At 56.2% G+C, this 23,963-nt stretch carries 18 protein-coding genes; 9 read left to right on the forward strand and 9 right to left on the reverse strand.

What is annotated here, in order from left to right:
• Positions 1 to 284 precede the first annotated feature (284 nt).
• The 6 genes from cpaB (at position 285) to RIB44_05725 (ending at position 8,605) form a co-directional block, all read left to right on the forward strand.
• A complete protein-coding gene (gene cpaB, locus RIB44_05700; protein ID MEQ8616068.1) occupies positions 285 to 1,298 on the forward strand; it encodes a Flp pilus assembly protein CpaB in 1,014 nt (337 codons plus the stop codon).
• A gap of 146 nt (positions 1,299 to 1,444) precedes the next feature.
• A complete protein-coding gene (locus RIB44_05705; GenBank protein MEQ8616069.1) occupies positions 1,445 to 3,466 on the forward strand; it encodes a pilus assembly protein N-terminal domain-containing protein in 2,022 nt (673 codons plus the stop codon).
• A 169-nt stretch (positions 3,467 to 3,635) separates the two neighbouring features.
• A complete protein-coding gene (locus RIB44_05710; GenBank protein ID MEQ8616070.1) occupies positions 3,636 to 4,838 on the forward strand; it encodes an AAA family ATPase in 1,203 nt (400 codons plus the stop codon).
• A gap of 373 nt (positions 4,839 to 5,211) precedes the next feature.
• A complete protein-coding gene (locus RIB44_05715; GenBank protein MEQ8616071.1) occupies positions 5,212 to 6,534 on the forward strand; it encodes a CpaF family protein in 1,323 nt (440 codons plus the stop codon).
• Positions 6,535 to 6,663: 129 nt separating this feature from the next.
• A complete protein-coding gene (locus RIB44_05720; protein ID MEQ8616072.1) occupies positions 6,664 to 7,632 on the forward strand; it encodes a type II secretion system F family protein in 969 nt (322 codons plus the stop codon).
• A 1-nt stretch (position 7,633) separates the two neighbouring features.
• Positions 7,634 to 8,605, forward strand: coding sequence for a type II secretion system F family protein (locus RIB44_05725; GenBank protein MEQ8616073.1), 972 nt, complete (start codon positions 7,634 to 7,636; stop codon positions 8,603 to 8,605).
• Here the strand turns inward: RIB44_05725 and RIB44_05730 are convergent.
• Positions 8,591 to 8,761 carry a hypothetical protein gene (locus RIB44_05730; GenBank protein ID MEQ8616074.1) on the reverse strand — a complete coding sequence of 57 codons (171 nt, stop codon included), beginning with the start codon at positions 8,759 to 8,761 and terminating at the stop codon, positions 8,591 to 8,593. The two genes, RIB44_05725 and RIB44_05730, sit on opposite strands and share 15 nt — an antisense overlap.
• Before the next feature lie 77 nt (positions 8,762 to 8,838).
• On the opposite strand from RIB44_05730, the gene RIB44_05735 reads away from it, so the two are divergent.
• Together RIB44_05735 and RIB44_05740 are read left to right on the forward strand one after the other, a co-directional pair.
• Positions 8,839 to 9,390, forward strand: coding sequence for a hypothetical protein (locus RIB44_05735; protein MEQ8616075.1), 552 nt, complete (start codon positions 8,839 to 8,841; stop codon positions 9,388 to 9,390).
• 121 nt (positions 9,391 to 9,511) lie between these two features.
• A complete protein-coding gene (locus RIB44_05740; protein ID MEQ8616076.1) occupies positions 9,512 to 10,615 on the forward strand; it encodes a tetratricopeptide repeat protein in 1,104 nt (367 codons plus the stop codon).
• Positions 10,616 to 10,636: 21 nt separating this feature from the next.
• Here RIB44_05740 and RIB44_05745 read toward each other — a convergent pair whose 3' ends face one another.
• The 3 genes from RIB44_05745 to RIB44_05755 form a co-directional block, all read right to left on the reverse strand.
• Positions 10,637 to 10,963, reverse strand: coding sequence for a hypothetical protein (locus RIB44_05745; protein MEQ8616077.1), 327 nt, complete (start codon positions 10,961 to 10,963; stop codon positions 10,637 to 10,639).
• A gap of 11 nt (positions 10,964 to 10,974) precedes the next feature.
• Positions 10,975 to 11,856 carry a 16S rRNA (cytosine(1402)-N(4))-methyltransferase RsmH gene (rsmH, locus tag RIB44_05750; protein MEQ8616078.1) on the reverse strand — a complete coding sequence of 294 codons (882 nt, stop codon included), beginning with the start codon at positions 11,854 to 11,856 and terminating at the stop codon, positions 10,975 to 10,977.
• A gap of 332 nt (positions 11,857 to 12,188) precedes the next feature.
• Positions 12,189 to 12,695 (reverse strand): division/cell wall cluster transcriptional repressor MraZ, encoded by a 507-nt coding sequence (locus tag RIB44_05755; GenBank protein MEQ8616079.1) that lies wholly within the window; start codon positions 12,693 to 12,695, stop codon positions 12,189 to 12,191.
• Positions 12,696 to 12,980: 285 nt separating this feature from the next.
• Here RIB44_05755 and queA point away from each other — a divergent pair, with 285 nt between their 5' ends.
• Positions 12,981 to 14,042 (forward strand): tRNA preQ1(34) S-adenosylmethionine ribosyltransferase-isomerase QueA, encoded by a 1,062-nt coding sequence (gene queA, locus RIB44_05760; protein ID MEQ8616080.1) that lies wholly within the window; start codon positions 12,981 to 12,983, stop codon positions 14,040 to 14,042.
• A 339-nt stretch (positions 14,043 to 14,381) separates the two neighbouring features.
• Here queA and RIB44_05765 read toward each other — a convergent pair whose 3' ends face one another.
• From RIB44_05765 to RIB44_05785, 5 genes are all read right to left on the reverse strand, one after another.
• Positions 14,382 to 14,561: a Flp family type IVb pilin gene (locus RIB44_05765; protein MEQ8616081.1), complete on the reverse strand. Its 180-nt coding sequence runs from the start codon at positions 14,559 to 14,561 to the stop codon at positions 14,382 to 14,384.
• Between the two features lie 295 nt (positions 14,562 to 14,856).
• Positions 14,857 to 15,195 carry an iron-sulfur cluster assembly accessory protein gene (locus tag RIB44_05770; GenBank protein MEQ8616082.1) on the reverse strand — a complete coding sequence of 113 codons (339 nt, stop codon included), beginning with the start codon at positions 15,193 to 15,195 and terminating at the stop codon, positions 14,857 to 14,859.
• A 156-nt stretch (positions 15,196 to 15,351) separates the two neighbouring features.
• The gene (locus tag RIB44_05775; protein ID MEQ8616083.1) at positions 15,352 to 16,557 is read right to left on the reverse strand and encodes a cysteine desulfurase family protein; all 1,206 of its coding nucleotides are present in this window, start codon (positions 16,555 to 16,557) and stop codon (positions 15,352 to 15,354) included.
• Positions 16,558 to 16,610: 53 nt separating this feature from the next.
• Positions 16,611 to 17,246: a phosphoesterase gene (locus tag RIB44_05780; protein ID MEQ8616084.1), complete on the reverse strand. Its 636-nt coding sequence runs from the start codon at positions 17,244 to 17,246 to the stop codon at positions 16,611 to 16,613.
• A gap of 112 nt (positions 17,247 to 17,358) precedes the next feature.
• Positions 17,359 to 23,640, reverse strand: coding sequence for an MG2 domain-containing protein (locus RIB44_05785; GenBank protein ID MEQ8616085.1), 6,282 nt, complete (start codon positions 23,638 to 23,640; stop codon positions 17,359 to 17,361).
• Positions 23,641 to 23,963: the final 323 nt, after the last annotated feature.

The following is a 23,963-nucleotide window of genomic DNA, read 5'->3' on the forward strand; positions in this document are numbered from 1 at the left end:
AAGGTAGCAGCGAACCGATGATTTCTAGTCGTTTTGATTGGACCGATTATCCGGGCGATGCCGAAGATACCGACAAGGCGCGACCTCCCGCACGTAGGGTAGTTGCGCTAGCACGAATGAAAACACAGAGATGACGCCGCTGGCAAGGTAGCCCGCACTAAGAAGTGCAGGCGGCAGTTTCACTAGAACAGTTCAAACCAAGATTAGCAGAGAGACGAATAGCCAAACCGACGAGGAAGCGTCGGCCAAAACTGGAAACTCTCGCTTTACCCCGGGGGGGTGTGATGCGTCCCAAGTCACTTGTCCTGTTAGCTCTTGCGCTCGGTTGCGGCCTTGTTGCCTCGATCGGCATTAGCCAGGTCCTCGATAGCAAAGGCAAGCCTGCCCAAGTCGAGACGGTACCGATCTACGTTGCGGTCCAGACGATTAATTTGGGCGATCCGATCGACGAGACACTCGTCACGCTTGAAGAGTGGCCCAAGGAAAAGGTTCCCGTCGGAGCCATTGCCACTTGGGAAGATCTTGAAGACCGTCGCCCTCGCGCAACGATTCTGCAGGGTTCACCTCTGCTGGACAGCCACTTGCTGGCGAAGGGACAGCACATCGACACGCTCGGCGCCATTCCCGCCGACATGCGTATCAAGACCATCTCCGTGGATGCTCGCAAAAGTGCGGCTGGTCTGATACTGCCAGGTAACCGCGTTGACCTGCAGATCTTTATCTCGCGCAACGAACGCGAGGGGATTTATACCCCACGCACGAAAGTGTTCCTTCAGAATATCCGCGTCTTCGCAGTCGATCAAAAGGTCGAACGCTCTGCCGATGGTGAGGAATCGCGAACGGTCGCTAAAACCGTCTCGCTGGTCGTAACCCCGAAGCAAGCGAATACGATCACACTCGCCGAGAATTTGGGCGATGTCAGCCTGATTCCGCGTAACGCGGACGACGAATCGATTATCAGCGAGAATGAGGTCGATATCGAAACCATTCTCGGCACGGGCAAAGGGAACAATCGCGAGATGGAACGCACCGCAGTGGCCCAAGAAACCAGTCCTAATCTCGAAGCGATGAAGGCGGCGATTCAGCAGAATATTCCTGAGCCGCAGCCAGCCTTCCAGATGAAGATCATTTATCCTGACGAAGTCTCAACGATCGAGTTCACTGCCACTGGGGAACCCATTCTCACTAGTGGCACACAAGCCCCGCTCACCACGCCTGTCGTCACGAGCGACGAGACGAGTGAGCCCATTGAGAGCGATGAAGATGCAGATTTTCCCATTGACTTGAACATCAAGTAATCAGTGGGCAAGAAGTAACTGAGATCCAAAGTCTAGAGGACTTTTCAATTACCCTTTTCCGCGGTTAGGCACGAGGCCTCGCCTGCAAAAGCACCGACACCTGATCCCGCTCGGGAGTCGAACACGACCCACAAGGAAGTACAAGGATGTACCAATCTATTTCGCCACGGACTTGGCTTTTGCGACGTTCTCACTCCGCAGGCATGGTCGCCCTTCTTGCGATTGCCGCGTTGCTACCAGCTTCTCTTGCTCAGGGGCAAGCGTCAGTGATCCGTGAGATCACGCAGCCCAACGATCGCCTAGAGATGACGGTCAATACGAGCCGGATTCTCACACTCGAGACGCGTATCCCGCGGTTGGTGGTGACGAATCCTGAGCTGGTCACTGCGACGCCTATCAGTGAGAACCAGGTGCAGATCGCCGCCCGCAAGCCCGGCGTCACGCAGATCAACCTGTGGGACGAAAACGGAAAAGTCTATACCGTTGACTTGCTGATCTTCGGCGACGTGCGTGAGTTGGACATGACGCTCAAACGGATGTTCCCAGAGTCGTCGCTTAAGGTCGTGAAGCTCTCACAGAGCCTCGTGCTTGAAGGACAGGTCGATCGTCCGGAAATCGTCAGCACGATCCGCACGCTCGCTGAAGACTACGCACCTAAGGTCGTCAACAACATCAGTGTTGGCGGCGTTCAGCAAGTGTTGCTCAAGGTGAAGGTGATGGAAGTTTCGCGAACGAAGCTACGTCGCTTAGGGTTCGACTTTGCTCAGATCAGTGGTAGTAACGTGTTCGCCTCGAGTGCGGCAGGTATCCTGTCTGCGGTCTCCAGTGCGGGTGCGACTGGCTCGGTTCCCGGCCAAGGCCAAACTGTCGAGTTCAGTGTCGTTGACGGGGGCGACTCCTTCTTTGGCTTCCTCGACGCGTTGCAACAAAACAACATGGCGAAGATTCTCGCGGATCCAACGCTCGTAGCCGTCAGCGGGCGACCTGCCCACTTCAATGTCGGCGGTGAATTCCCAGTGATCATTCCACAGGGTCTTGGTCAAACAGCCGTCGAGTACAAAGCCTTCGGCACTCAGGTTGATTTCGTGCCTATCGTACTGGGCAATGGCCGGATTCGTCTCGAAGTACGCCCACGTGTTAGCGAAATTGACGATTCTCGGAGCGTGACGCTCAATACCTTTGAAGTTCCTGCACTCCGCGTTCGTGAGGTCGATACGGGCGTTGAAATGAACGCTGGCCAGACGCTCGCTCTCGCGGGTCTTATTCAGACTCGAATTGATGCGAGCCACCGTGGTTTGCCCTTCATCTCTGACCTGCCTTACATCGGAGCCCCATTCCGTCGGGTCGTTGAAGAAGTCAACGAGATTGAACTCTTGATCATGGTGACTCCTGAATTCGCCGATGGACTCGACCCCCATGAGGTGCCTCAGTGCGGACCCGGCATGGAAACCGTTTCTCCTTCGCATTGCGAACTTTACGGCAAGGGATACATCGAAGTTCCTTCCTGCGGCCCATGTGGCAGCATGGTAGGAGCATGTGGAGCTGATTGTTCCACGAGTAGCTGTGCTACAGGTGGTTGCACCACTGGCAATTGCAACGGTTGCTACAGCGACAATTGCACTGTGAACCTGCAGACTCCACTCGGTCATGAGACCGCCGGAGGTTATGCCGAAACTGGTCCCATTGGTATGCCTACACCCGGGGCGACTGAGTACGGACCTTCCTACGGATACGTCCAAGAAGGCGATCAACCAGCAACGCCAGCGGATCAGCCTGCGATGACTTTCGAGCAGGCACCGATTGAGCCGACTGCTGGAACCGCTCCAATTGAAACAGAGCAAGTTCCGCCAGCGGCACCGAAGCCTGCAGAGCTGCAGCTGAATAACCAACCTCGCGGGGCTGGTCAGTTAGGTGAAGAGCTTCCAGACCCTAGTGCAAGCCGCTATGGGGCACCCTGGGCTATGCCGCAAGCTGCCCAGCAACCGGGCTACCAGCAACCGGGACAGCTCCAATCACCCTACCAGAATCTGAAGGTGCCTCAGCAGAATAGTCAATACAACCCGCACTTTCGCACCGCACAGCAGCCTGCGGTTAATTCGGCTACGCCACCACGGACTACGTCAACGCCAGGACTGATTGGTCCAATCGGATACGATGTGCAGAAATAGGGCATTTTGTGAGCTACGATTGCTCACAGAGAAAAACCTAGAAATAGGTTCTGTCCCTATCGAATAACGTCCGAAGCAGAAGATTGAGAGTCTCGGCTACTGGCCCCGCGAAGGGGCATCCAGGTGCATAGCCTGGTTGCTTCCTTAGCGACTCGAACTGAATCATCGAATGGCAAACGTACTCCGCATCGCTGTTGTCGACCCCGCTGACGGGAGTCGAGAAACACTAAAAAACACATTGCTCGAACTAGACACGATCTGGCTCGAAGCAGAGTGCTCGCGGTATGACTTTTTCGTTGATGTTATCGAGCAAACCAAGCCCGATATCGCGCTCATTGCGATGGACAGCGATCCGGAGCGTGCGACGCTGCTAATCAGCGAGGTGCTGGAGAAAGCACCAGACTGTTCGGTCCTGGTCGCAAGTGCATCGACCGATGGACAGCTTATCCTCAAGTCGATGCGCGCCGGGGCGAAGGAGTTCCTGACCCAGCCGCTGAGCTCTGAAGACCTTACGAACGCGCTTCGTCGCGTGAAGAACCACATTGGTGGTTCGACTTCTGGTGGCAAGAGTGAAGGCTGCAAAATTTTCACCGTTGCCGGTGCCACGGGCGGTGTTGGCTCGACAAGTGTGGCGGTGAATCTGGGTTGTACCTTAGCAGCTGACCCAGAGAATCTTGTCGTGCTGCTCGACCTTGATTTGGCACTTGGTGACGCGGATGTTTTCTTGGATGCGATCCCCGAATACACGCTCGCTGATGTGGCAATGAACGTTGCCCGCTTAGATCTCACCTTGTTGAAAAAGTCCCTGACGAAGCACTCGTCAGGCGTGCATCTGTTGCCTCGTCCGATTCAGCTCGAAGACGTTCGCTCCATCACCGCCGATGACTTGCTGCGGGTGATTGGGCTTTTGAAATCGACCTTCACGCATATTGTGATTGACACGTCCAAGAGCTTTGGCGAACTTGACATACTGGCTCTGCGTCAAGCTGACGAAGTGCTGATGCTGACCCAGTTGGATCTGCCGTGCTTGAGAAATGTGGTTCGGCTGATGATGTCGTTTGATGCCGAAGCGGAACTACGAGACAAGGTCCGGATTGTGGTGAATCGTGTCGGCCAGGAGAGCGGCCAAATTAGCCTGAAGAAAGCTCAGGAAACACTCGGACGCGACATCTTTTGGCAGATCCCGAACGACTATCGCATTATGGTCGAGGTCCGCAACAATGGCGTGCCGCTTATTGAGCATGCCCCGAAGGCAAACATCACCCGCGCGATTGGCGACCTCGGAGATACCCTCTGCGGGAAAGAGCCTGTCGAAGAGGAAGCCGGCGAAAGCAAGGGCCGTGGGTGGCTCAACTTCTTACCGAAGCGATAGCTTCAAGCTGTGAGTTCTCCTAGCCCGCGAGCACGGCAATCCTCGCATTGGCTCGCACGGAAACCCTGCGAGGACTCTCCATGCGAGACGTAGCTCGCGTTATAGGGCATTCTCTTTCTCTCTCTGCCACCTTCGATTAGCGCAACCGTCATAACCGGCAGGCGCTGCTCTGCACTTGCCCGGACCGCATAAAAGCACGGCAAACGTTGCTAAATGTGAGCTATGTTTGCATGACGCAACATCTATTCGTTGTGCCTGAGTTTGCCGGTCTGCGAATCGGTATCGAGATTCCCCGACGAGGTTCCTAGGAACTGGGACCTCAATAGGGAATAGACCGAGAACCCCCCTCAGTCCCAGAGAAGAGAGATCTGAAATGTCTACGCTTTCGACTCCCCTCCCCAACGCTGGCGAAGATCGAGCTGCTGAGTTTGAGAAGCTGAAGCAGCGTATTCACTCGAAGCTTGTCGACAAGCTCGACATGTCGCACGTGAATGATCTGCAGGGCGATGTGCTTCGTCGTGAAATCCGGTTGGTGGTCGAGCACCTTTGCGACAGCGAAGATACCTTCCTGAATCGCAACGAGCGTGACAAGCTGATTGACGAGGTTCTCGATGAAACCTTTGGCCTTGGCCCACTAGAAATGCTGCTGAAAGAGCCGGCGATTAGCGAAATCATGATCAACGGCCCGAAAGCGGTGTTCGTTGAAAATGGTGGCAAGCTCGAAAAGGCAGACTGCAAGTTCCGCGATAATAAACACCTGATGCAGATCATCGACCGCATCGTCTCGAAAGTGGGACGACGGGTCGACGAAGTCTGCCCGATGGTCGACGCCCGTTTGCCGGACGGTTCACGTGTGAACGCGATTATCCCACCGTTGGCCCTGGATGGACCGAGCGTGACGATTCGCCGTTTCGGTTCCAATCCACTCAAGCTCGAAGACTTGCTCAACTACAAGAGTATGACGCCTGAGATGGTGATGCTGCTCGAGGGAGCAATGAAGAGCAAGCTGAACATTATCATCTCTGGTGGTACTGGCTCCGGTAAGACGACGCTGCTCAACACGCTTTCAAGCTTCATCTCCAACGACGATCGTATTGTCACCATCGAAGATGCGGCCGAATTGCAGCTTCAGCAAGATCACATCGTTCGTCTCGAAACTCGCCCACCGAATATTGAAGGGAAGGGCCGAATCTCGGCGACGGACCTGGTGCGAAACTCGCTGCGTATGCGTCCTGACCGGATCATCATCGGCGAATGCCGTGGACCGGAAACGTTGGACATGCTTCAGGCGATGAACACCGGTCACGACGGCTCGCTCACAACCTGCCATGCCAACACGCCGCGCGATGCGATTGCTCGTCTGGAAACGATGATCATGATGGCCGGCTTTGAAATGCCCATGCGTGCCATGCGTTCGCAGATTTCCAGTGCGGTAGACCTGATCGTTCAAGTCAACCGACTCTCTGGCGGGCCGCGTAAAGTAACCGCCATTACCGAAGTGATGGGTATGGAACAAGACACGATCATCATGCAGGACATATTCAAGTATGTCCAAGAGGGCGTGGATGAGAATAGTCGTGCGGTTGGTAACTTCATCTCAACGGGCGTCCGTCCGACATTCATCCCACGGATGGAGTCCAACGGCGTTCGCCTCCCAGCAAGTGCCTTCCGCGAACGTGTCATGCTAAGAGACTAAAACGAATAACGATTGCCTGCCGGGGGAACTGGAGGGGGACCCCGGTGGGCCTTTTATGACAAGACTAGAGTCTGCGGCTTAGCCAGCAGCTACCTGCCAACAGAGAACAGTTATTTCCCCGAGACAATCATGCTACCCACCTACGTCATCATTGCCCTGGTGTTCGTCTTCGTGACACTGATCTTCGTCGCGGTTGCGATGATGTTGCGTGACCGTGAGGTCTCGCAAATGGAAGATCGGCTCAGCTCGCTGACCGGCAAGAACGAAAAAGATGCGGGCAGCCTTTCGGAAGTTGCGAAGTTAATCGCCGAACAGCGTGGTCAAGGTAAGGGGATCGTTGAAGAGTTCTTCTCGAGGACCTTCAATCTCCCGCGTTTGTTTGAACAAGCGGACGTCACAATGAGCGTGACTTCGTTTCTCGCGGTGTCAGCAGCGATTGGTGCGGGAGCCGGTTTCCTAGTCGGCTTTGCTGGACTGAATCTCGGTCTCGCTCCGATTGTTGGCTTTTGTTTCGCGACCTTGCCGTTGTTCTGGCTCATGTTCCGTCGCAAGCGCCGCATGAAGAAGTTCGCCGCCCAACTGCCTGATGCCCTTGAATTGGTGGCACGTGCGTTGCGTGCTGGCCATAGTTTGGCAGCCGGTTTCCGCTTGGTTTCCTCGGAAGCCTCCGACCCGATCGCCTCGGAATTCGGAACCGTCTTCGAAGAGCAAAACCTCGGTATTCCATTTGAAGAGGCCCTTGAGAACCTCTGCGAACGTGTTCCTAACCTTGACTTGAAGTTCTTCGTCACCGCCGTTGTTCTCCAGCGACAGACCGGTGGTGACCTTGCTGAGATCCTCGACAAAATCGGCCGGCTGATTCGCGAGCGATTCAAGATTTGGGGGCAGGTCCAAGCTTTGACCGGTGAGGGGCGTCTCTCAGGCATTGTGCTTCTGGCGTTGCCGCCAATGCTGTTCGTTGCCGTATACCGCCTTAACCCTGAATACCTGATGGTGCTCTTTACCGACGACCTGGGCAAAAAGATGCTCATCGGTGGAATCCTGATGCAGCTCTTCGGAGCAATAGTAATTCGCAAGATTGTTAACATCCGAGTCTGACATGACGATACTCCTCGCCGGAGTCATAAGCTCCAAAACAGTTACCATCTTCGCTATCTTCGGTGCTGCCGCCGCAGGTGCGTGGTGCTTGCTCGACTTCTTTGCACGCCACAAGCCACGCGCAGAGGAGCGGCTTGATGAGTACCGCGAGCCCAACTCGCGCCGCGGTGATAAGCTTAGCGGTGCAAAGAAGGGCGGTATGAGTAAGGCGCTCGAGAACGTTGCCCCCGCACTTGCCAAACCCTTGCAGCCCAAGACAGAAGAAGAAGTCAGCAAGGCTCGCGAAAAGCTGAACACCGCCGGTTTCCGCAGCGAAGTTGCCCCACAGGTTTACTGGTCACTGAAAGTTGCCGGCCTAATTGCCGGTTTCGTCATCGGCGGCGGCGTGATCTGCATTACCAAGGGCTTCACGATCGACTCGCTCACTTACGCGGGCATGATCGCTGGCGTCTGCTTTTACTTGCCTGAAGTGGGCCTGTTCCTCGTTCGCAAAAGTCGACAAGACAATATCTTTTACGGCCTTCCCGACGCTCTCGACCTGATGGTTGTTTGTGTCGAAGCGGGGCTTGGTCTCGACCAGGCAATGCGTAAGGTCGCTGAGGAAATGCAGAAGAGCTACAAGGTGATTTCCGAGGAGTTCGCACTCAGCAACTTCCAGTTGCAAATGGGGCGGGCTCGTAATGACGTGCTTCATGAACTCGGCTCGCGTACCGGCGTGGACGATCTGAAGGCCCTCGCCGCGATCCTGATTCAGGCGGACAAGTTCGGTTCGAGCGTTGCCCAGGCACTCCGGGTGCAGAGCGACTCCATGCGGACCAAACGGAGCCAAATGGCCGAAGAGAAGGCCGCCAAAACTGCGGTGAAGCTGATCTTCCCGCTGGTGATCTTCATTTTCCCGGCCATTTTCGTGGTCCTCGTGGGCCCTGCCGCGATCACGATGATCAACGAGCTATTCCCCTCAATGAACGGCTAGCAGTGCTCTCCCTGAGCCGACAAGCGTAAGCCGTCGGGTAGCCCCGCCCTCAAGTGCTAGCGAAATGTGGGCAATCTGGGTCCACCCTGCCGGTTGCTCCAGAAGTTGGGCAGCCCCGAGCGCGGTCGCGCCGATACTAACGACGGTAAGGCCCATGATGGGCAGATACGGCGTCCACGCGCCGTCTCGTCGCCGCTTTGTTGACCCGCAAGCCTCGTTAGGACTCAGCCGTTATGAAGACGCAAGCCTTTCTTGCTTTTGCCCTCGTTGTTTCGTTCGGTTCGATGGCCAAAGCTCAATGTGGCAATTGCAGCGTGACGCAACACTACACGTTTAAGCAGTCCTACATGGCCAATAATATCTGGCCCTCGCAGTACATCGCAGCAGCTCGCTGTGGCGTGAACGCTCCGTTCGCTGGCATGGTGAACAACGGTTGGCGACGCCAGAACCTGATGGGGCAGTACCATTTCAATCCTGAAACCCAAGAGCTGACCGAAGCCGGCCGATTGAAGGCGTCGTGGACTTTGACGCAAGCTCCAATGCATCGTCGTAACCTCTTCGTGCAGCAGACGAACACGGAAGAGAAGACCGCCGAGCGAGTCCAGTCGCTCCAAGAGTTCGCTGCGAACCTGAATACAACCGGCGAGCAAGCACAGATCAATGAGACCGCAATCCAAGAGTATGAACATCCCGCGTCGCGTGTTGATGCCACCTTTGTTGGCTTCCGCGAAGCACAGCCAGCTCCCGTGCTCCCAGCGGCAACCGCGGGTACGGGATCAAACTAAGTTCGTTTAAAACAAGAGACACCGAAGGGTTTGCAGTCGCAACCCCTTGCAGTGGCATCGACTAGGTTATCGATTGCCTCACTTTTCACTGAGTCTTATTTCGGGGTGGGGGGAAATTGTTGTGCGTAAGCTTTCCTTGAGCGTTGTTGCCTTAGCGGGCTTGACTGTTGGCTGCACCAGCACCGGGAATCAACCTCCTGGAGGCTTCGCTGGCTTTGGTGGGAACCAACAACAGCCGTCAGCACTTTCCCAGGCACTTGGAAGTCAGCAAGCTGGCGCGGTTCAGCCGGTCACGTTCACCGAAAAGGTGACCAGCGCATTCACAACGAATCCTTTCGCAAGCAAGGCTCCAGCCAAGCAAGCAGTGGACCCAATCTCTCTGGGATACGAAACCGGCCCTCCAACACCGGCTCTGTTCGTTTCAATGGCGCAGATGGCCGACCGTGGAGGGAATACTCCACAGGCACGCCAGCTTTACGAGCGTGCTCTCCAGCTCGAGAAGAACAACATGGATGCTCTACTCGGCATTGCTCGCCTTGAGGATCGGGAAGGGCGACTTGATGAAGCGTTGCAGATTTACCAGCAAGCTGCCGCTGCTCATCCGAATAATCCAACCGCGCTCAACGATCTGGGCCTCTGCTTCGCCCGCCGAGGGGACCTCCAGACAGCGCTTCATGTTCTTGACCAATCGGTTCGGCTCGATCCAGCGAAACCCTTGTATCGGAACAACATTGCCAAAGTGCTGATCGAGTTGAATATGATTGAGCCCGCACTGGCACACATGTCCGCAGTCAATCCTCCGGCGGTTGCACAATACAACATCGGCTACTTGCTAAACGAGCGAGGACGCAAGGCCGAAGCTGCTCAGCACCTGACGATCGCAACGAAACTCGATCCGCAGATGCAACCGGCTCGTGATCTTCTGGCTTCGATCAATGGCACTCAACCGTCGGCACCTCGGGTAGCGACACCGCAGCCGGGAGCGGCTCAGCCTGGGACTCAGCAGAATCGATATCAGCAGCCAGCACAGGTGGCTCACATCACTGAACGGTCTTACTCGGTACCCACCGTACAGCAGCAGCCGGGCACCCCCGTGCAACAGGTCGCTGGTCTTCCGAACTACGGGCAGCAGCCGAGCAACCCTCAGCAAGCAGCCCCACAGCAGGCGGCAATGCCGGGGGTCTACAGCCCAACGCCTGTCGGCCAACAGCCCATTCGACGCTAGTAGTTGTTCCTTACAGATTGATTACTGCTTTGCTTCGAACGTTGCCGGCATGACTTCGGAATCCTCTTGCACGTCTTCAGATTGAAAGAGCGATTCTGCGGTGACTTGCTCGCCTTCGACCTCAGTTGGGCTCGCCGCCAATGTACCTGCGCTCACCTCTGAGGGGGTGGAAGCGATCTGAGGAGTTGGAAGAACGGTTGGACCTGTTGAGCGACCGCTCATTCGGTAACCGATCGTTCCGATGAAGGCTGCAGCCAAGATGCCTAGAAGGCTCAAGCCCCAAACCGCATCGCGGCGAGGGATTTCGACGATTTCCAAGTCGTCATCTTGAGTGATTGATTCGCTCATCTTGTTCTCGATTATTGGACTCGCTGGGAAACTCTTAACTTGGCACTTCTCGCCCGTGGGTTCACGGCAAGTTCTGCCTCGGTCGCTTCAACGGGCCGTTTGGTGATCACCTCAAGTCGCTCATCATCGCGAAAGGCCCACTTTACCATACGATCCTCAAGCGAGTGGAAGCTAATAATTGCCAGCCTACCACCCGGATTTAGGCAATTTGGCAGGTCACGGAGGGCGATTCTCAAGGCGTCAAGCTCTTCATTCACTGCAATCCGCAAAGCTTGAAAGGTACGCGTTGCCGGATCAATGTTGCTCTTCACGTTCTTGGGGATGCAGTTGCGGACGAGTTCGGCCAGTTCACTTGCCGTGCGGATCGGATTCTCCTCTCGCCGCTCGATAATCTTCTTCGCAATTCGACGACTAAAGCGTTCTTCGCCGTAGTCGTAAATCAAATCCGCAAGTGGTTCCTCGCGCAGTCGTGCGAGTAACTTCCACGCAGGCTCTCCCTCCTCAGTATTGAACCGTAAATCAAGCGGCCCATCGGCTTGAAAGCTGAAGCCCCGCTCTTCATCGGCCAATTGATCGCTGGAGAGGCCGAGATCGAGGAGGATGCCATCAACGCCTGAGATATCCTTTTCGCGAAGATACTCTGGTATGTCACAGTAGTTACCCACGGCGAACTGGACCGGAAACTCGTCGATGCCGTTGGGTCGTCGTTGCAGAGCGAGAGGATCGCGATCCAAGGCTATCACCTTTCCGCCCGGCTCAACCGCCTGAGCCAGCAGCATCGTATGCCCACCACCACCGTAGGTGCCGTCGATCAACAGCTTGCCAGGCTGAGGCGCAAGTCCGGCGACAACTTCGTCGGTGAGAACGGGGATGTGGCAGGTGGTTGGGGGCATTCAGGTCGGGGATCGCCAGTATTGGAACGCAAGCAACAGCGGTGCGTACCTGAATCTATCATAACCGACGCCTCAGCCGGAGCTGACGGTCCTTGTCGCTCCGGGGGTGAGGTCGGCTGGCCTGCGGACGGTGCTTTCGCAACGTCGCACTACAGCGGGGAGACTCTCAAGATATCCATAAGTCGAGTCGCCCCATAAAGGTTCTCCTCAGGAGGACATCAGACTGTGGCCGAGTCGGATGCTGTGAGCAGAACGAAAACTAGCAATGGCGGGATAAGAGGAAGTGTCTCCAGGGTGTGAATCCAGGGGGGCTTGCTGCTAGTCGCTCAGCCTTACTTCGGCTGAGTTGTAAATTCTTGTGGACTCTTATTGGTTGTAGGTTGCACGCTCGGCAAGGTCGTTGAGCCTTGAGCGAACGCGGTTACCGCCAGGTCTTCGTACTGCTGGTCACGGCTGGCGACAAACTCCTCCCAGCGTTCGAGAGCCCAAATCTCGAAATGGTCTCGCACGCCGACAACGATAACTTCGTCAGTCGCCTCGGCCCATTGCAGGAGCTCGGCGGGGATACGTAGCCGACTCTGCTTATCGAGCTCGACACACGCAGCCTGGGAGTAGAAAAGGCGGCTGTAATCTCGCACCTCGCGAGCTGCTGGTGAGCCTTGGTCGAGTTTCTCAGCCAGTGCCGCGAAAGCTGGCTCCGGATACACGGCAATACAGCCATCTAGCCCGGGAGTGACGTACAGGGGCTGGTCTGTTAAGTTATTGATTCGTAATGGTTTAGGGAGAGCGAGACGCTGTTTCTCGTCCAGAGTTCGGCGGTAATTCCCTGTTATTAGCATGATTAATCCGAATTCAGGAACTCTGCCCCAAAACGCCCCACTGTTCCCCACAGAACCCCAACATACGGATCGTTACCGGGGAGTCAACACGACGTTTTCACGCGATTCCACAGCCGCTCGTTTTATCTAATGAGCAGGTAACGACTTCGAGCGAATTGGCCGAATCTTCATTTTCTTTGGCTCCTATTTTGTCAGAAATAGTTGTTGCGGTTTTCGTAAGATCACGTTGCAAGCACCGCGGCGAAACGCTGCCTTTTGACACACCAATTACCAGCACGAGTAACTATGGAAGAGACCTGGATCGACTATGACCTCCCCGCTGAGCTGATCGCTCAGGAGCCGCCGCAGAACCGAATTGATGCGCGTCTGATGCTGATTGATCGAAAGCGAGAGAGCATCGAGCATTTCCACATTCGCGACTTGCCGGAACTGCTTCAGGCTGGCGATCGCTTGGTGTTCAACGACACGAAGGTCATCCCGGCCCAGTTGCGGGGGGTTCGGATCGAGACTGGCGGGCGTTGGCAGGGACTTTTTCTGGGAGAAACGGACTCAGGCGAGTGGAGGATCGTCTGTAAGACCCGTGGAAAACTCAAGGAACCTGAGCCCGTTATGCTGCTAGACCGTGACGGACGTGAGACGGCCAAATTGTGGCTCGTGCAGAGAGCGGGAGCAGGGGAGTGGCTCGCGAAGCCGGAGAGCGAGACGACAACCAGCGAACTGCTAGCAAAAGTGGGAAGGGTGCCGCTGCCTCCCTATATCCGCGGTGGTGCGATGGTGGACGATGATGTCCTCAGATATCAGACCGTCTTCGCCCGACGCCCAGGAGCTGTTGCCGCTCCAACGGCAGGTTTGCATTTTACGAAAGAATTACTGCAAGCTTTAGAGCAGCACGGGGTTCAGTCTTCGGCAATCACCCTGCACGTGGGCATGGGAACCTTCAAGCCCATCTCGACCGACGACCCGGCTGACCATGAGATGCACGCTGAATGGGGCGACCTAAGCGAAACGGCAGCCAAGGAGATCCAGGCGACACGCGAAAAGCAGGGCAGGGTGATCTCGGTGGGGACGACCTCCACACGCGTGTTGGAAAGCGTCGCAGCCGCTCAGCAGGAGACTTTAAGCGAATTGATCAAACCGTGGCAGGGCGACACCAACCTCTACATTCGCCCCCCCTACGAGTACAAGCTCGTCGATGCGTTGCTGACCAATTTCCACTTCCCACGCACCACGCTGCTGCTGCTCGTTCAAGCGTTCGGAGGATCGGAACTAATCCGCGAAGCCTACGAGCGGGCTGTCGCGGAAAGATATCGCTTCTACAGCTACGGCGACGCGATGCTGATCGTTTGAGTGAACAGGCATCATGTATTCAGAGCCGAGAAGCGTAAGCTTTCGGGCACCCAGTAAGCAAGCATGGATAAAGGCCCTCCCCGAGATTCTTAGAGTTGGGGCAGGTAACTCAATCGGGATCGAGGAGAGCCGTGTACGGTGTCAATCAATGGTGTTCGGTCAATGCTGCCCCAAGCGTTCTTGCAGTCTGTCACGATGGAATCATCATCAGCACGGAACTATCCATCGGATGCTTTTGAGCGACTCATTAGCGATAATTGCGTAGAACGGACAATTGGTTGCGACTTCCCGCACTCACGAGGGGTGAGTCTCCCATGAGACTGAATTAGCCACTCGTTCCTACGAACCAAACGCAGTAGTGAGCTGAGTTGCCGAATGATCGAAGCTGTCCGCCGTGCTGTTGGCGAGCGTATTTACGGCTCCAATACAAACGATCACGATGAGCGCAAGCAGAACAGCGTATTCTACGGCCGTCGGGCCGTCTTCCTCCCAGAGGAAGCGACGTAGGTGAGTCAGCATGGTTTTTCTGGTGATCGAGTTTGATATATGGAGATCGCTTCAAGGACGAAGCGTCACAGCATATTAGAAGCCTATGTCGCAAGGGCTTGGCTCGCCGTCAGAATCGGACGTGATCGCCGAGAATCAGCCCTAGGGCTCAACTGCTTTTCGGTTTGGATCACTCGTAAGTGATTTAACGGTTACTCCGAATGTGTCGAGAGTATTGGGCTAGTTGGCCTCTTCCCAGGATAAAAAAAGCCAGCATGCACGGGGCAAGCTGGCTAGTTCGAAGTTCGTTAGATGATTCTTTAGCGGCCTATGCCTGGAACGAGCTACCGCATCCGCAGCTCTTTACGGCATTGGGATTGTCGAAGGTGAAACCGCGCTTGTCGATGCCTTCGTAGAAATCAACGGTAGTTCCGTCTAAGTACAAAGCGCTCTTTTTATCAACAACAACTGGAATCCCATGGAAGTCCATCTTTGAGTCTGCGGCTGCGTCGTAGTTTTCGCTCTTATCGAAGCCGAGGGCGTAGCTAAAGCCGCTGCAACCACCGCCGGTGACTCCGACCCGTAGGAACGAGCCTTCGTCCATTTTCTGGTCCTCCATGATTCGCTTGACTTCGGAAGCTGCTTTTTCTGTGACGATGACGCTCATTTTCGGGTACCTCTTCGTTCAGGATCTCGTTGGCTGAATTGTATGCAACAGGCCATCAAAATGGACTGGTTGAGCTCGTTTGGGGATGATTTCATTTCCTTAAGAATATACCAAAGAAGCGACTGGGGAAAGTCGGGATTGGCGACTAATCCCCTGCTATAGCTGCTTCAAGCGGGTGACCGCTGTGATTATCTGGCTGGCGGCGAAGTCAATTTCTTCCTCCGTATTGAATCGCCCCAGCCCAAAGCGAACCGTGCTTCTCGCCAAGTCTTCACTCATGCCCAGCGCCAACAACACGTGGCTAGGCGAGCCATCGGTGGAGGAACAGGCGGCACCCGAGCTGACGGCCAGATCAGGCGTTTCCAGCATGATGGCTTCCCCGTCGAGCCCGGGAAACGCCACGTTCAGGTTGCCTGGCAAACGCAGCGGATTCCCCCGCCCGTCGTCAGCCTGGCAGTCAGGCCCGCAAAGAATTACTTGGCTAGGTCCCAGTGCTTCACGTAGTTGGTTGTCGAGACGCGAACGAAGTTGGCCCAATCGTTTCGACTCTTGGGCCATCCCGCTGAGGCTTAGCTGCACAGCTTTGGCAAAGCCGACGATTCCCGCGACGTTCAGAGTGCCGCTGCGGATTCCAGATTGTTGTCCGCCACCCGAGATCTGCGGCGAAAGTCGCAAGGCGGGGCGCTTCCGCCGGACGTAGAGCGCGCCGACGCCTTTTGGGCCGTGCAGCTTATGAGCGGTAAAGCTCATCAGATCCACGCCAAGCGTATTTACATCGACGGGGAGTTTTCCGACGGCTTGAGTCGCATCGCAGTGGAAGGGGACCTCTCGCTCGTGACAGTGACTAGCAATCTCTTCCAACGGCTGAATGACACCGATCTCGTTATTCGCCAGCATCACGCTTACGAGAGCGGTCTCCTGCTTGAGGGCGTCGAAGAGCTGTTCCATATCGACTTGGCCCGCATTCGCTTTCCCGTGAGCGGCCACGTCCAGCAGTTCGATTTGGAAGCCAATCCGGCCCAGCCGTGTCAGCGGCTCAAGCACTGCTGCGTGTTCAGTCTTCACGCTGATAATCTGCTTCGCCCGTTGACGGCGATGTTCCGCGATGCCTCGGATTGCTAGATTGTTGCTCTCTGTGGCCCCGCTGGTGAAGACGATTTCTTCAGGAGTGGCCCCGATGCTTTCCGCGATGACAGCCCGTGACGATTCGACGGCTTGCTCCGCCGCGCCGCCGAAACTGTGGATCTCGCTATTTGCGTTGCCGTAATCCTCCGTGAAGTAAGGCAGCATCGCTTCGACGACGCGCGGATCGACTCGCGTGGTCGCGTGATTGTCGAGATAGACGGGAAGTTCGAGGGCCATATCGCTATTCTAAGCAGAATCACGAATGTCCGCTTGCGGTTTAGCCGCTTTGTCTATTGGTACAACGCTTCCAGCACGATCTGCGACCACGATTCAAACTGCTCGATCTGAGCAAGCAGTTCTGGCACAGGCTTGAAGCCCGCATCGCGGAGGTCTTCCTCACGCTGGGCGACTTGTGGCGAATCGACTTCGCAGAGGTGCACCACGCCCAGGTGGACCTTGCCGACCTCTGTTTCGTCGTCGTTGATGAGGCCGACGCAAGTTTCGCGGTAGGCAGTATTGATATCGATCTCTTCTTCCAGTTCGCGACGCATGCCCTCGCGATAAACGTCGTCAGCGCTGTTTGATTGGGGACTGGCTGCTGAGGCATCGTCTGAGGAGATATGACCGCCTACGCCAACGCTCCGTTTGGCATGCAAACGCTTCTCGCCTCCACTGCCACCACGGGCATACTGAAACACCTGCTTCACGCCGTCAGTATTGGTGAACTGGAACACTACGTAAGGAATCAATTGCTTGAAACTGGGGTCCTCTTCCATTTCACCACGAGGGCGATAGGAGAGATCATCTCCCTCGAGCAGGGCCGGCAGGTAGCGGTCGAGATCGTTTGAAAAACCCTGAAAGTGCCCCAAATTATGAAACTTGGAGGTTGGGACAACGAGAATCTGTTCTTCGGCGACAGTGGGCATTCGAGTAGAATCCTTTCGATAACGTGAGTGCTAGCACGCAGTTTACTCCTTGAACCAGTGACTTCACAAGCCGCCAGTCATCGCTACTACGTGAGTGATCTCGAAATGCGAACTAATCGCTAATCCTCAGCTTGAATTCGTCTGAGTTCGCTTTCAACTCAGGTGCGTACATGGCGGAAACCTCGGTTGGCAACGCACTGAATTTGCCGGGGATTTCCGCTCGCAGGCGGTAGCTGACGCTATGCTTCCCGCGAGCCAGGCGACGAACGAACAAGTTCACGCGATCGTCACGGTACTCAACGTAGGCACCTAGGTCGTTGCCGTTGTAGCCGCTGCGGACTTCGAGCGCCTCGCAACCGGCCGGCTTACGGTCTTCGAGCATTAAGTACTCGTAGTCGTTCTTGCTTTCAACAACCAACTCGACCTCGACAAGGTCGCCGCTGGTCAGTTCTTCGAGATTGACGATCGGCTGACGGTCGTACTTTTCGACCCGCTGGCTAACCGCTTGACCTCGATTGCCTGCCACGTCGATCTCCTTCTTCACAGGCACCAGCTTGTAGTAGTTTCGCTTGACCTTGACTTCTAAGCCGGCGGCTTCGATAGGGTCTTTCAGGGTGAAATTCGTCAGGTAACCGTTCCAGTAGATCGGTCCCTCGCCGCGCTTGCGGAACTGGACGGTATGCTTCCCGGTGTCGAGCCCATTACCTTCGGGCCCTTCGCCTTCGAGTACCAGCTTGTTGTCAAAGGTGAAGAGATTCTCTGAATTGATGGTGACGGTTTTCTTCAGCTCACCGTCAATCAGAACTTCAAGCTCAACTTCACCTTGCCCTTCCTTGGTGGCGGCCAGGTAATCAGCGAAGGCCTCGACAACCAATGCCGTGTCCCGCGTGCTATTCCAGTAGGTGGCGTGTTTGCGATTGTTGAGAAGGTACTTCACGAGCCGCGGCGCAACTTCGCTTTCAGGATTCTCAGCGACCAATAGCTTCAGGTAGTAGGCCTGAGCTTCGTACTCGCTTCCGTACCAATACCACCAGTAGCCTCCGGGCAAGTCGAGCCATGCGGTCTGGTTTTCGTCGTCCTGTTTGACGTACTGGCTGAGGTTTTGCATGACCATCGCCAGTTTCTCTTCTTCGCCTTGCAGCTTCAGGGCCAAACCGAACACGGCTTTGGAGTAAACGGCGAGCGTCGTGCGATCTTGGTACAAGTAGTCACGCATGCTGGCGTTTTTCTTCTTGTTCTCGGCAAGAACCAAATACACGAGTGCGTCCAAGTTGTCGGCTCGCCGCTTCGCGGCTTTCTCTACATCGCGGGCTTTGTCCTTCTCTCGATCCCAATTGTCCAGCTTCGCCAGTTCCTGTTGCTGGTACCGTTCGAGCCACTGGACGCCTCGGTCAATCACGCCCGGAACGATGGCTACATCATTCCGCTGGGCGACCAAGAGCCCGCGGACAACGGTCGCCGTGGTGTGCGGTGAGCTGTGCTCGCCCCAACCGCTGAACCAACCCCAGCCACCGTCGGAGAGTTGCATTTCCGTCAGCCGGTTCACGCCCGCTTTGACCATCTTGTTGAGTTCCGCGTCGTCGAACACCGGGTTGCGGTCAAATCTTTGCCATTCCTTTGCACGCTCGACGTCATCGCCGATTTCTTGGGCGTTCAGGTTGGTGCGTTTCTTCTCGATGTCCGCTAGGTCAACGCCCATGCGGATGAGCGTTTGCTGCGTGAGCACCGTCGGCAGGAAGCGGTTGAGTGTTTGTTCCGTGCAGCCGTAGGGGTAATCAGCCAAGTAGGGCAGGGCATCAACCATGGCACCAGCGAGTGTGGGTGTGTAACGCAGCTCGAAACGAGTTTGCTCGGGTCGTCGCTCGGCGGGCACGGTGAAAGTGAACTCTCCACTGTTCTCATCGGGTTTGATGACGCCGGTGAAAGATTCCGTCTTGAGCATCCCATGCACGTAAGCCGGGAAGCTCATCTGCATCGCGTCAGACTCTTCGTCGGTGAGCGCACTCATGCGAACGACGGCAGTTCCTTCGCCGATGACCTTTACACGCCAATCGACACGTTTCTCGCCATCGGCGGGAATCTCGACCATCGTTTCCAGATTTTTCGGACCTTCCAACACGCCTCCCTCAAGCTCCAACTTCACACGCACCTCTTTCGACTCGGATAGATAGTTGTGGACGTTCGCTGAGAGGACAACCTCGTCCTTTTGGATAAAGAATCTTGGAGCTTGCAAGCGAAGGATGAGGTTCTTCCGCGTGACGACTTCCGCAGAAGATTGCCCAACCCGCGTGCCGTGCCCCATGCCCCACACAGCGACTTTCCAAGCCGTGAGGTTTTCTGGCATGTCGAACTCCACCTCGGTAAGACCGTCGGAGTTGGTCTCCAAGGCTGCATTCCAAAAGGCGGTGTCGGCGAAGTTCTCGCGAACGGTTGGGGCAACCAAATAAGTCTCATCACTCGACTGATCGCGGCCGCTACTGTCTTCACCTGAGCGCGAGAAACTATCTACGCGTGACTCATCCATGGGTGCGGCTGCTGCCATTGGCATCGCGTCGTCCATTTCCAAGGACCTGGCACGTGAGGATTTGCTAAGTCTTCCTCCGTAAAAACCACCACCGCCACCGAAGCCGCCGCCACGTCCACCGAATTCGCCTGCTTGTCCTTCCTGCCAGCTCTCGCCATCAACGGTGGATACGATAAGATCAACGATGCTCTCACCGAACACGCCGAGATTACCCATGCGGATTTCTTTGCGCTTCGCGATGGGTGACTCGTAGCGGCCTAAGTTGGTTTCGCTTTGAGGACGATGACTTCGTCGCCATTTCCAGAAGAACTCCTTAATCTCCGGCACGTTGGTTCCGCCGGAGATGTATTCCAAGCTCTTGTCGTAGACGGCAAGCACCGTGCTGCCGACGAATGCGTTGCCCTGGGTGTCCGTCAGTTTCAGTTGCACCTTCGCTTTTTGCCCAGGCTTGAAGGTTTCAGCCGAGGGGACAACCTCCACGTTGATCACACGGTCAGCGGGCGGGACATAAATCTCGCGGACCGTCTCATGCATTCGTCCGCCATGAACGGTGACCGCTTCGACGAAAAAGTTCGGCATGTCTTTGGCCGTCACGGGGACTTTCACCATATTGCTCTTGCCGCGCATGGTGACGAGCTTCGGCGGCAAGTAAACACCATTTGAGGGACGCAAGAACAGCAAGACGGCAGCGCCGGCTTTGTTGGTACTGATCTGTAGCTCGACCACCTCGCCGGGGGCGTAGTCCTTTTTGTTGGTGACGATCTCAACGTCGTTGAACTGAAAATCGCCGCTGTCGAAGTTGTCACCTCGAATGGTGAGGATCTGGGCCCCTTCATTCGACTTACCGTCCGCGCCCGTCACTTCGTAAGCGAGGCGGTACTGACCGGGCTCTGACGCGGCGATCTGCAGGCTGGCACGTCCTTGCTCGTCACTCGCCAGGTCCCAAGTGGCGACCTCGTTTTCGACAGGTTTTCCCTCTTCGTAGGCAATTCGCAAGAGGCGCAGCTTGCCTTCGCCGGCCACCGGCTTGCCGTCGAGTGTGCGTGCTGCGGCACTCACCTCGATCGTATCGCCCGAACGGTAGAAACCGCGGTGGGCCCAAAGGAAGACTTGGAACGGTTGACGGGCGACGAGTACCTCACCTTTGGCAACCACGGTACGCCGTGACTCGTCGACGACCTCCGCGGTGATCTCGTAGCGGTGGTCGGTGTCGGAGTGGAATTCTTTGGCCAGGGCCGTGTCGATGTCGACTTGGAGCGTGCCGTCTTCACCAATCTGAGCTTCGCGCTCGATGAGCAACTCCGGCGGCGTCGGCTGCCGCCAGACCCACCAAGGCCAAGGACGTCCGCAACCCCACCGCGCCCAGCCTGGGTACCAGTGATAGTCGGGCGTGAACCACCAGTATCCGCGGCCGTAAAGCCAGTCCCAACGCGATTCGGGGTACCACTGCTGATCGTAATCACTCCGGGTGACTTTCAGTTTCACCGTGGCATTGGTGACGGGGGAGCCGAAGTAGTACTTCGCGTTGATCTTCGCAGTGACTTTCTCGCCAAGCGAGACGGGCTCCGCCGGCGCTTCGATGGTCACCTCGTATTCAGGCTTCTTATACTCCTCGACACGAAAAGTGCCGCCGCCGTGATTGACGACCATCAAGTTGTACTGGCCGAGGGTGGCATCGTCAGGAAGCGTCCACTCGCCGACTAAGCCTCCGTAAGCGTCGGCGGTAGCTTGCCCGGTGTAAACTTTCTCGCCTTTGGGATTTCGGATTTCAATTTGGAAGCTCTGATTCGCGAAGCGAGAGGGTTGTTCGACACCGTCCTTTTTTCCGCCCTCGACCTCTTTGTCGTACTGCGCGTTCCTCACCCAGAACTTGAACTGCACCTTGTGGCCGGGCCGGTAAACGGGCCGGTCCGTAATCGCCAGAACTTTGACTTGTTTGTATTGCTGGTCATGGTAGTTGGCCCGCCAAATTCCGCTGTAGCCAAGGTAGGCGAAGCGGCCCACGCCAGCTTTCTCTGTGTCATCCGTTGCCGTGGCTATCCATTGATAGTTGTTCCGGTTCCCATCGGCGGGCAATTCGACCATGCCATGCTCATTGGTGAACTCGGCGAATTGTTTGATGTCAGTGACCCGGCGACCACTCTTGATGCGTCGATGCCAATAGCCGAAGAACTCAACGTTCATCTTGGGAAGTGGCTTGCCGGTGACGGAATCGGCAACGTAGTAGAGAGCTTTTCCCTCCAGCGGCTTCTTCACGATCGCCGTATCGGTCAGCCAAACGATCACGCGGTCCTCGTTGCCATCGCGCATCTTGGCGGTGACGAAATAGGCCCCGGCTTTCGAGAGAGGAGTGGAGATGCGTTCCAGTTTGTCGAAATGGTTGTCGCGCGGCTTGAGGTCAACCGACCAGCGAGCCACCTCCTCGCCGAGGTACTTCTTCTGATTCTCTTCGACGATGCGATAGCCCAGATTGCCGAGCTGTATTTGATTCCAATCGAGTTCGCGTGGGTTGCTCTTGAGGTGTTGCTTGACATCGTTGAGAAGCTGTTTGACGTTCAGCTTGTGGGCGGTGAACTCCACCTGCTCACCATTACGGAAGCGAAGCTCAAGAGTCGCGCCTTTTCCGGCGGGTTGCATCACGGTGTAACCAAACCGTCCCCACGGTTTGACGATTTGCTCGTACTTGTCGCGATAGTGGTTGCGCGGTTGTGGCTGCGCCTGCTCGGCCAACACTTTCAGCAACTTGGCCGCTTCGGAGTATTGCCGACGATTAGAGAAAACGTCCGCGAGGGCGTCTGCTGCGGAAGCATAGTTGCCGCCACGATGCTCCGCATCCAGTTCCATGACCTTTCGATAAAGAGCAACGTGGTTGTGCTCTTCCGGCAGCTCGAAACGCTTTACGCCCGTGGCGAGTTGCGCGATCGTTTCATTCTCAGCCAGTGTGTGTAGGGCGTAGGTCCCTTTCACGGTGTCCGCGTCTTGTCCACGCCCAAACCAGCCGTAGCGGGCCATCGTCTGCACCCCAAATTGCGATTGCAGGAATGCCGCACGCTCAAGCAGGACATCACCGGCAGTCAGCGGTGCCCAGCGGACTCTTTCTGCAAGCAACCACCGCCAACGCTCACCGTCGTTCTTGGCTGCCTCCCAGCTTTCGGGCTCGTCGTAGTACAGCGGCTCTCCTGCGGCGTCGACGGGGGCGTCGCCGCTGTTGCCGTAGCCATAGTAGCCTTGTTCATAGTCGGGCAACGTTCCCAGATCAGTCAGTTGTTGCATCCGCCAGCGTTGGGGTGGCATCATCGCCTCGGCATAACGCTGGATGAATAGCAGGCCCTCCTGCTGACCTTGGGCCTGCTCAGCGTCGTCGCTAGCCTTCAGCCGTTCCAGCGCTTGCCCATAGAGTTGCAACTGGCGGACGCGGTCGCGCTGCTGGGCGTTCATCCACCGTCCGCCGCCCCGGTGTTGCCCTCGGCGGAACTCGCCGGCGATCATGTAGCCGTAGTGCTCGACCCACCGATAGCTCTCCGCCACGGCAGCGAGAACACGCCAGTCTTCTTGATGCTGCTTGGCGACCGCTTCGCGATAGGAGTCAATCTCGTGGGTTTGGTTCAGCTCTCGGTAGCAGCGGAGGGCATCGTTGAAGGCCTCGACAATTTGTCGCGACTGGGCTTGTCGAAATTGGGCGTCGGTGCCCGACTTGTTGCTCAAGGTGTTCTTGCGAAATGCCGCGAGCGCTTCCTTGTAATTGCCATCCTGCATGAGCTTTTTCGCCGCGGGGAAGTCAGGGGTGTCCTCGGCGACCAGGTGCGAGAGTGCGGTCAGACCGATCATCATTACCAGAAGGCTCGAAAAGAGCCTGCGTGAAGAATTCATATTCTGTGTGCCTACTTCTTCTGCCTGGAAGTTGCCTTGGAGAGGTTCGTTTTACGCCGGAGAGCTGGGAAACGTCTAGCCGAGCTCGTTCTCCGGCCTACGAAAGTAGACGAAACCAGAGGTGAGAAAGTTCCTTCGTAAGCGAGGAGGCGACCTGACCCTCCATTTAGCCCGATTATGCCAGTTCCACCAATTAAGACGAGTACCAAACAACTGGCCGTGGGTGCTTCAGCACCCCGGCACCAGCGAGCCAATCCTACACTTGCGGAGAAACGAGATTCCGCCCTCCCACTTTCGCCCTCCCATTCTCGTACTCGCACGCC

Source organism: Lacipirellulaceae bacterium, assembly GCA_040218535.1.
Taxonomy (GTDB): domain Bacteria; phylum Planctomycetota; class Planctomycetia; order Pirellulales; family Lacipirellulaceae; genus Adhaeretor.

What these genes read in the sequence shown, in the direction of transcription:
- cpaB (MEQ8616068.1), top strand. Translation starts at nt 285, where the DNA reads ATGCGTCCCAAGTCACTTGTCCTGTTAGCTCTTGCGCTCGGTTGCGGC.
- RIB44_05705 (MEQ8616069.1), top strand. Translation starts at nt 1,445, where the DNA reads ATGTACCAATCTATTTCGCCACGGACTTGGCTTTTGCGACGTTCTCAC.
- RIB44_05710 (MEQ8616070.1), top strand. Translation starts at nt 3,636, where the DNA reads ATGGCAAACGTACTCCGCATCGCTGTTGTCGACCCCGCTGACGGGAGT.
- RIB44_05715 (MEQ8616071.1), top strand. Translation starts at nt 5,212, where the DNA reads ATGTCTACGCTTTCGACTCCCCTCCCCAACGCTGGCGAAGATCGAGCT.
- RIB44_05720 (MEQ8616072.1), top strand. Translation starts at nt 6,664, where the DNA reads ATGCTACCCACCTACGTCATCATTGCCCTGGTGTTCGTCTTCGTGACA.
- RIB44_05725 (MEQ8616073.1), top strand. Translation starts at nt 7,634, where the DNA reads ATGACGATACTCCTCGCCGGAGTCATAAGCTCCAAAACAGTTACCATC.
- RIB44_05730 (MEQ8616074.1), bottom strand. Translation starts at nt 8,761, where the DNA reads ATGGGCCTTACCGTCGTTAGTATCGGCGCGACCGCGCTCGGGGCTGCC.
- RIB44_05735 (MEQ8616075.1), top strand. Translation starts at nt 8,839, where the DNA reads ATGAAGACGCAAGCCTTTCTTGCTTTTGCCCTCGTTGTTTCGTTCGGT.
- RIB44_05745 (MEQ8616077.1), bottom strand. Translation starts at nt 10,963, where the DNA reads ATGAGCGAATCAATCACTCAAGATGACGACTTGGAAATCGTCGAAATC.
- rsmH (MEQ8616078.1), bottom strand. Translation starts at nt 11,856, where the DNA reads ATGCCCCCAACCACCTGCCACATCCCCGTTCTCACCGACGAAGTTGTC.
- RIB44_05755 (MEQ8616079.1), bottom strand. Translation starts at nt 12,695, where the DNA reads ATGCTAATAACAGGGAATTACCGCCGAACTCTGGACGAGAAACAGCGT.
- queA (MEQ8616080.1), top strand. Translation starts at nt 12,981, where the DNA reads ATGGAAGAGACCTGGATCGACTATGACCTCCCCGCTGAGCTGATCGCT.
- RIB44_05765 (MEQ8616081.1), bottom strand. Translation starts at nt 14,561, where the DNA reads ATGCTGACTCACCTACGTCGCTTCCTCTGGGAGGAAGACGGCCCGACG.
- RIB44_05770 (MEQ8616082.1), bottom strand. Translation starts at nt 15,195, where the DNA reads ATGAGCGTCATCGTCACAGAAAAAGCAGCTTCCGAAGTCAAGCGAATC.
- RIB44_05775 (MEQ8616083.1), bottom strand. Translation starts at nt 16,557, where the DNA reads ATGGCCCTCGAACTTCCCGTCTATCTCGACAATCACGCGACCACGCGA.
- RIB44_05780 (MEQ8616084.1), bottom strand. Translation starts at nt 17,246, where the DNA reads ATGCCCACTGTCGCCGAAGAACAGATTCTCGTTGTCCCAACCTCCAAG.
- RIB44_05785 (MEQ8616085.1), bottom strand. Translation starts at nt 23,640, where the DNA reads ATGAATTCTTCACGCAGGCTCTTTTCGAGCCTTCTGGTAATGATGATC.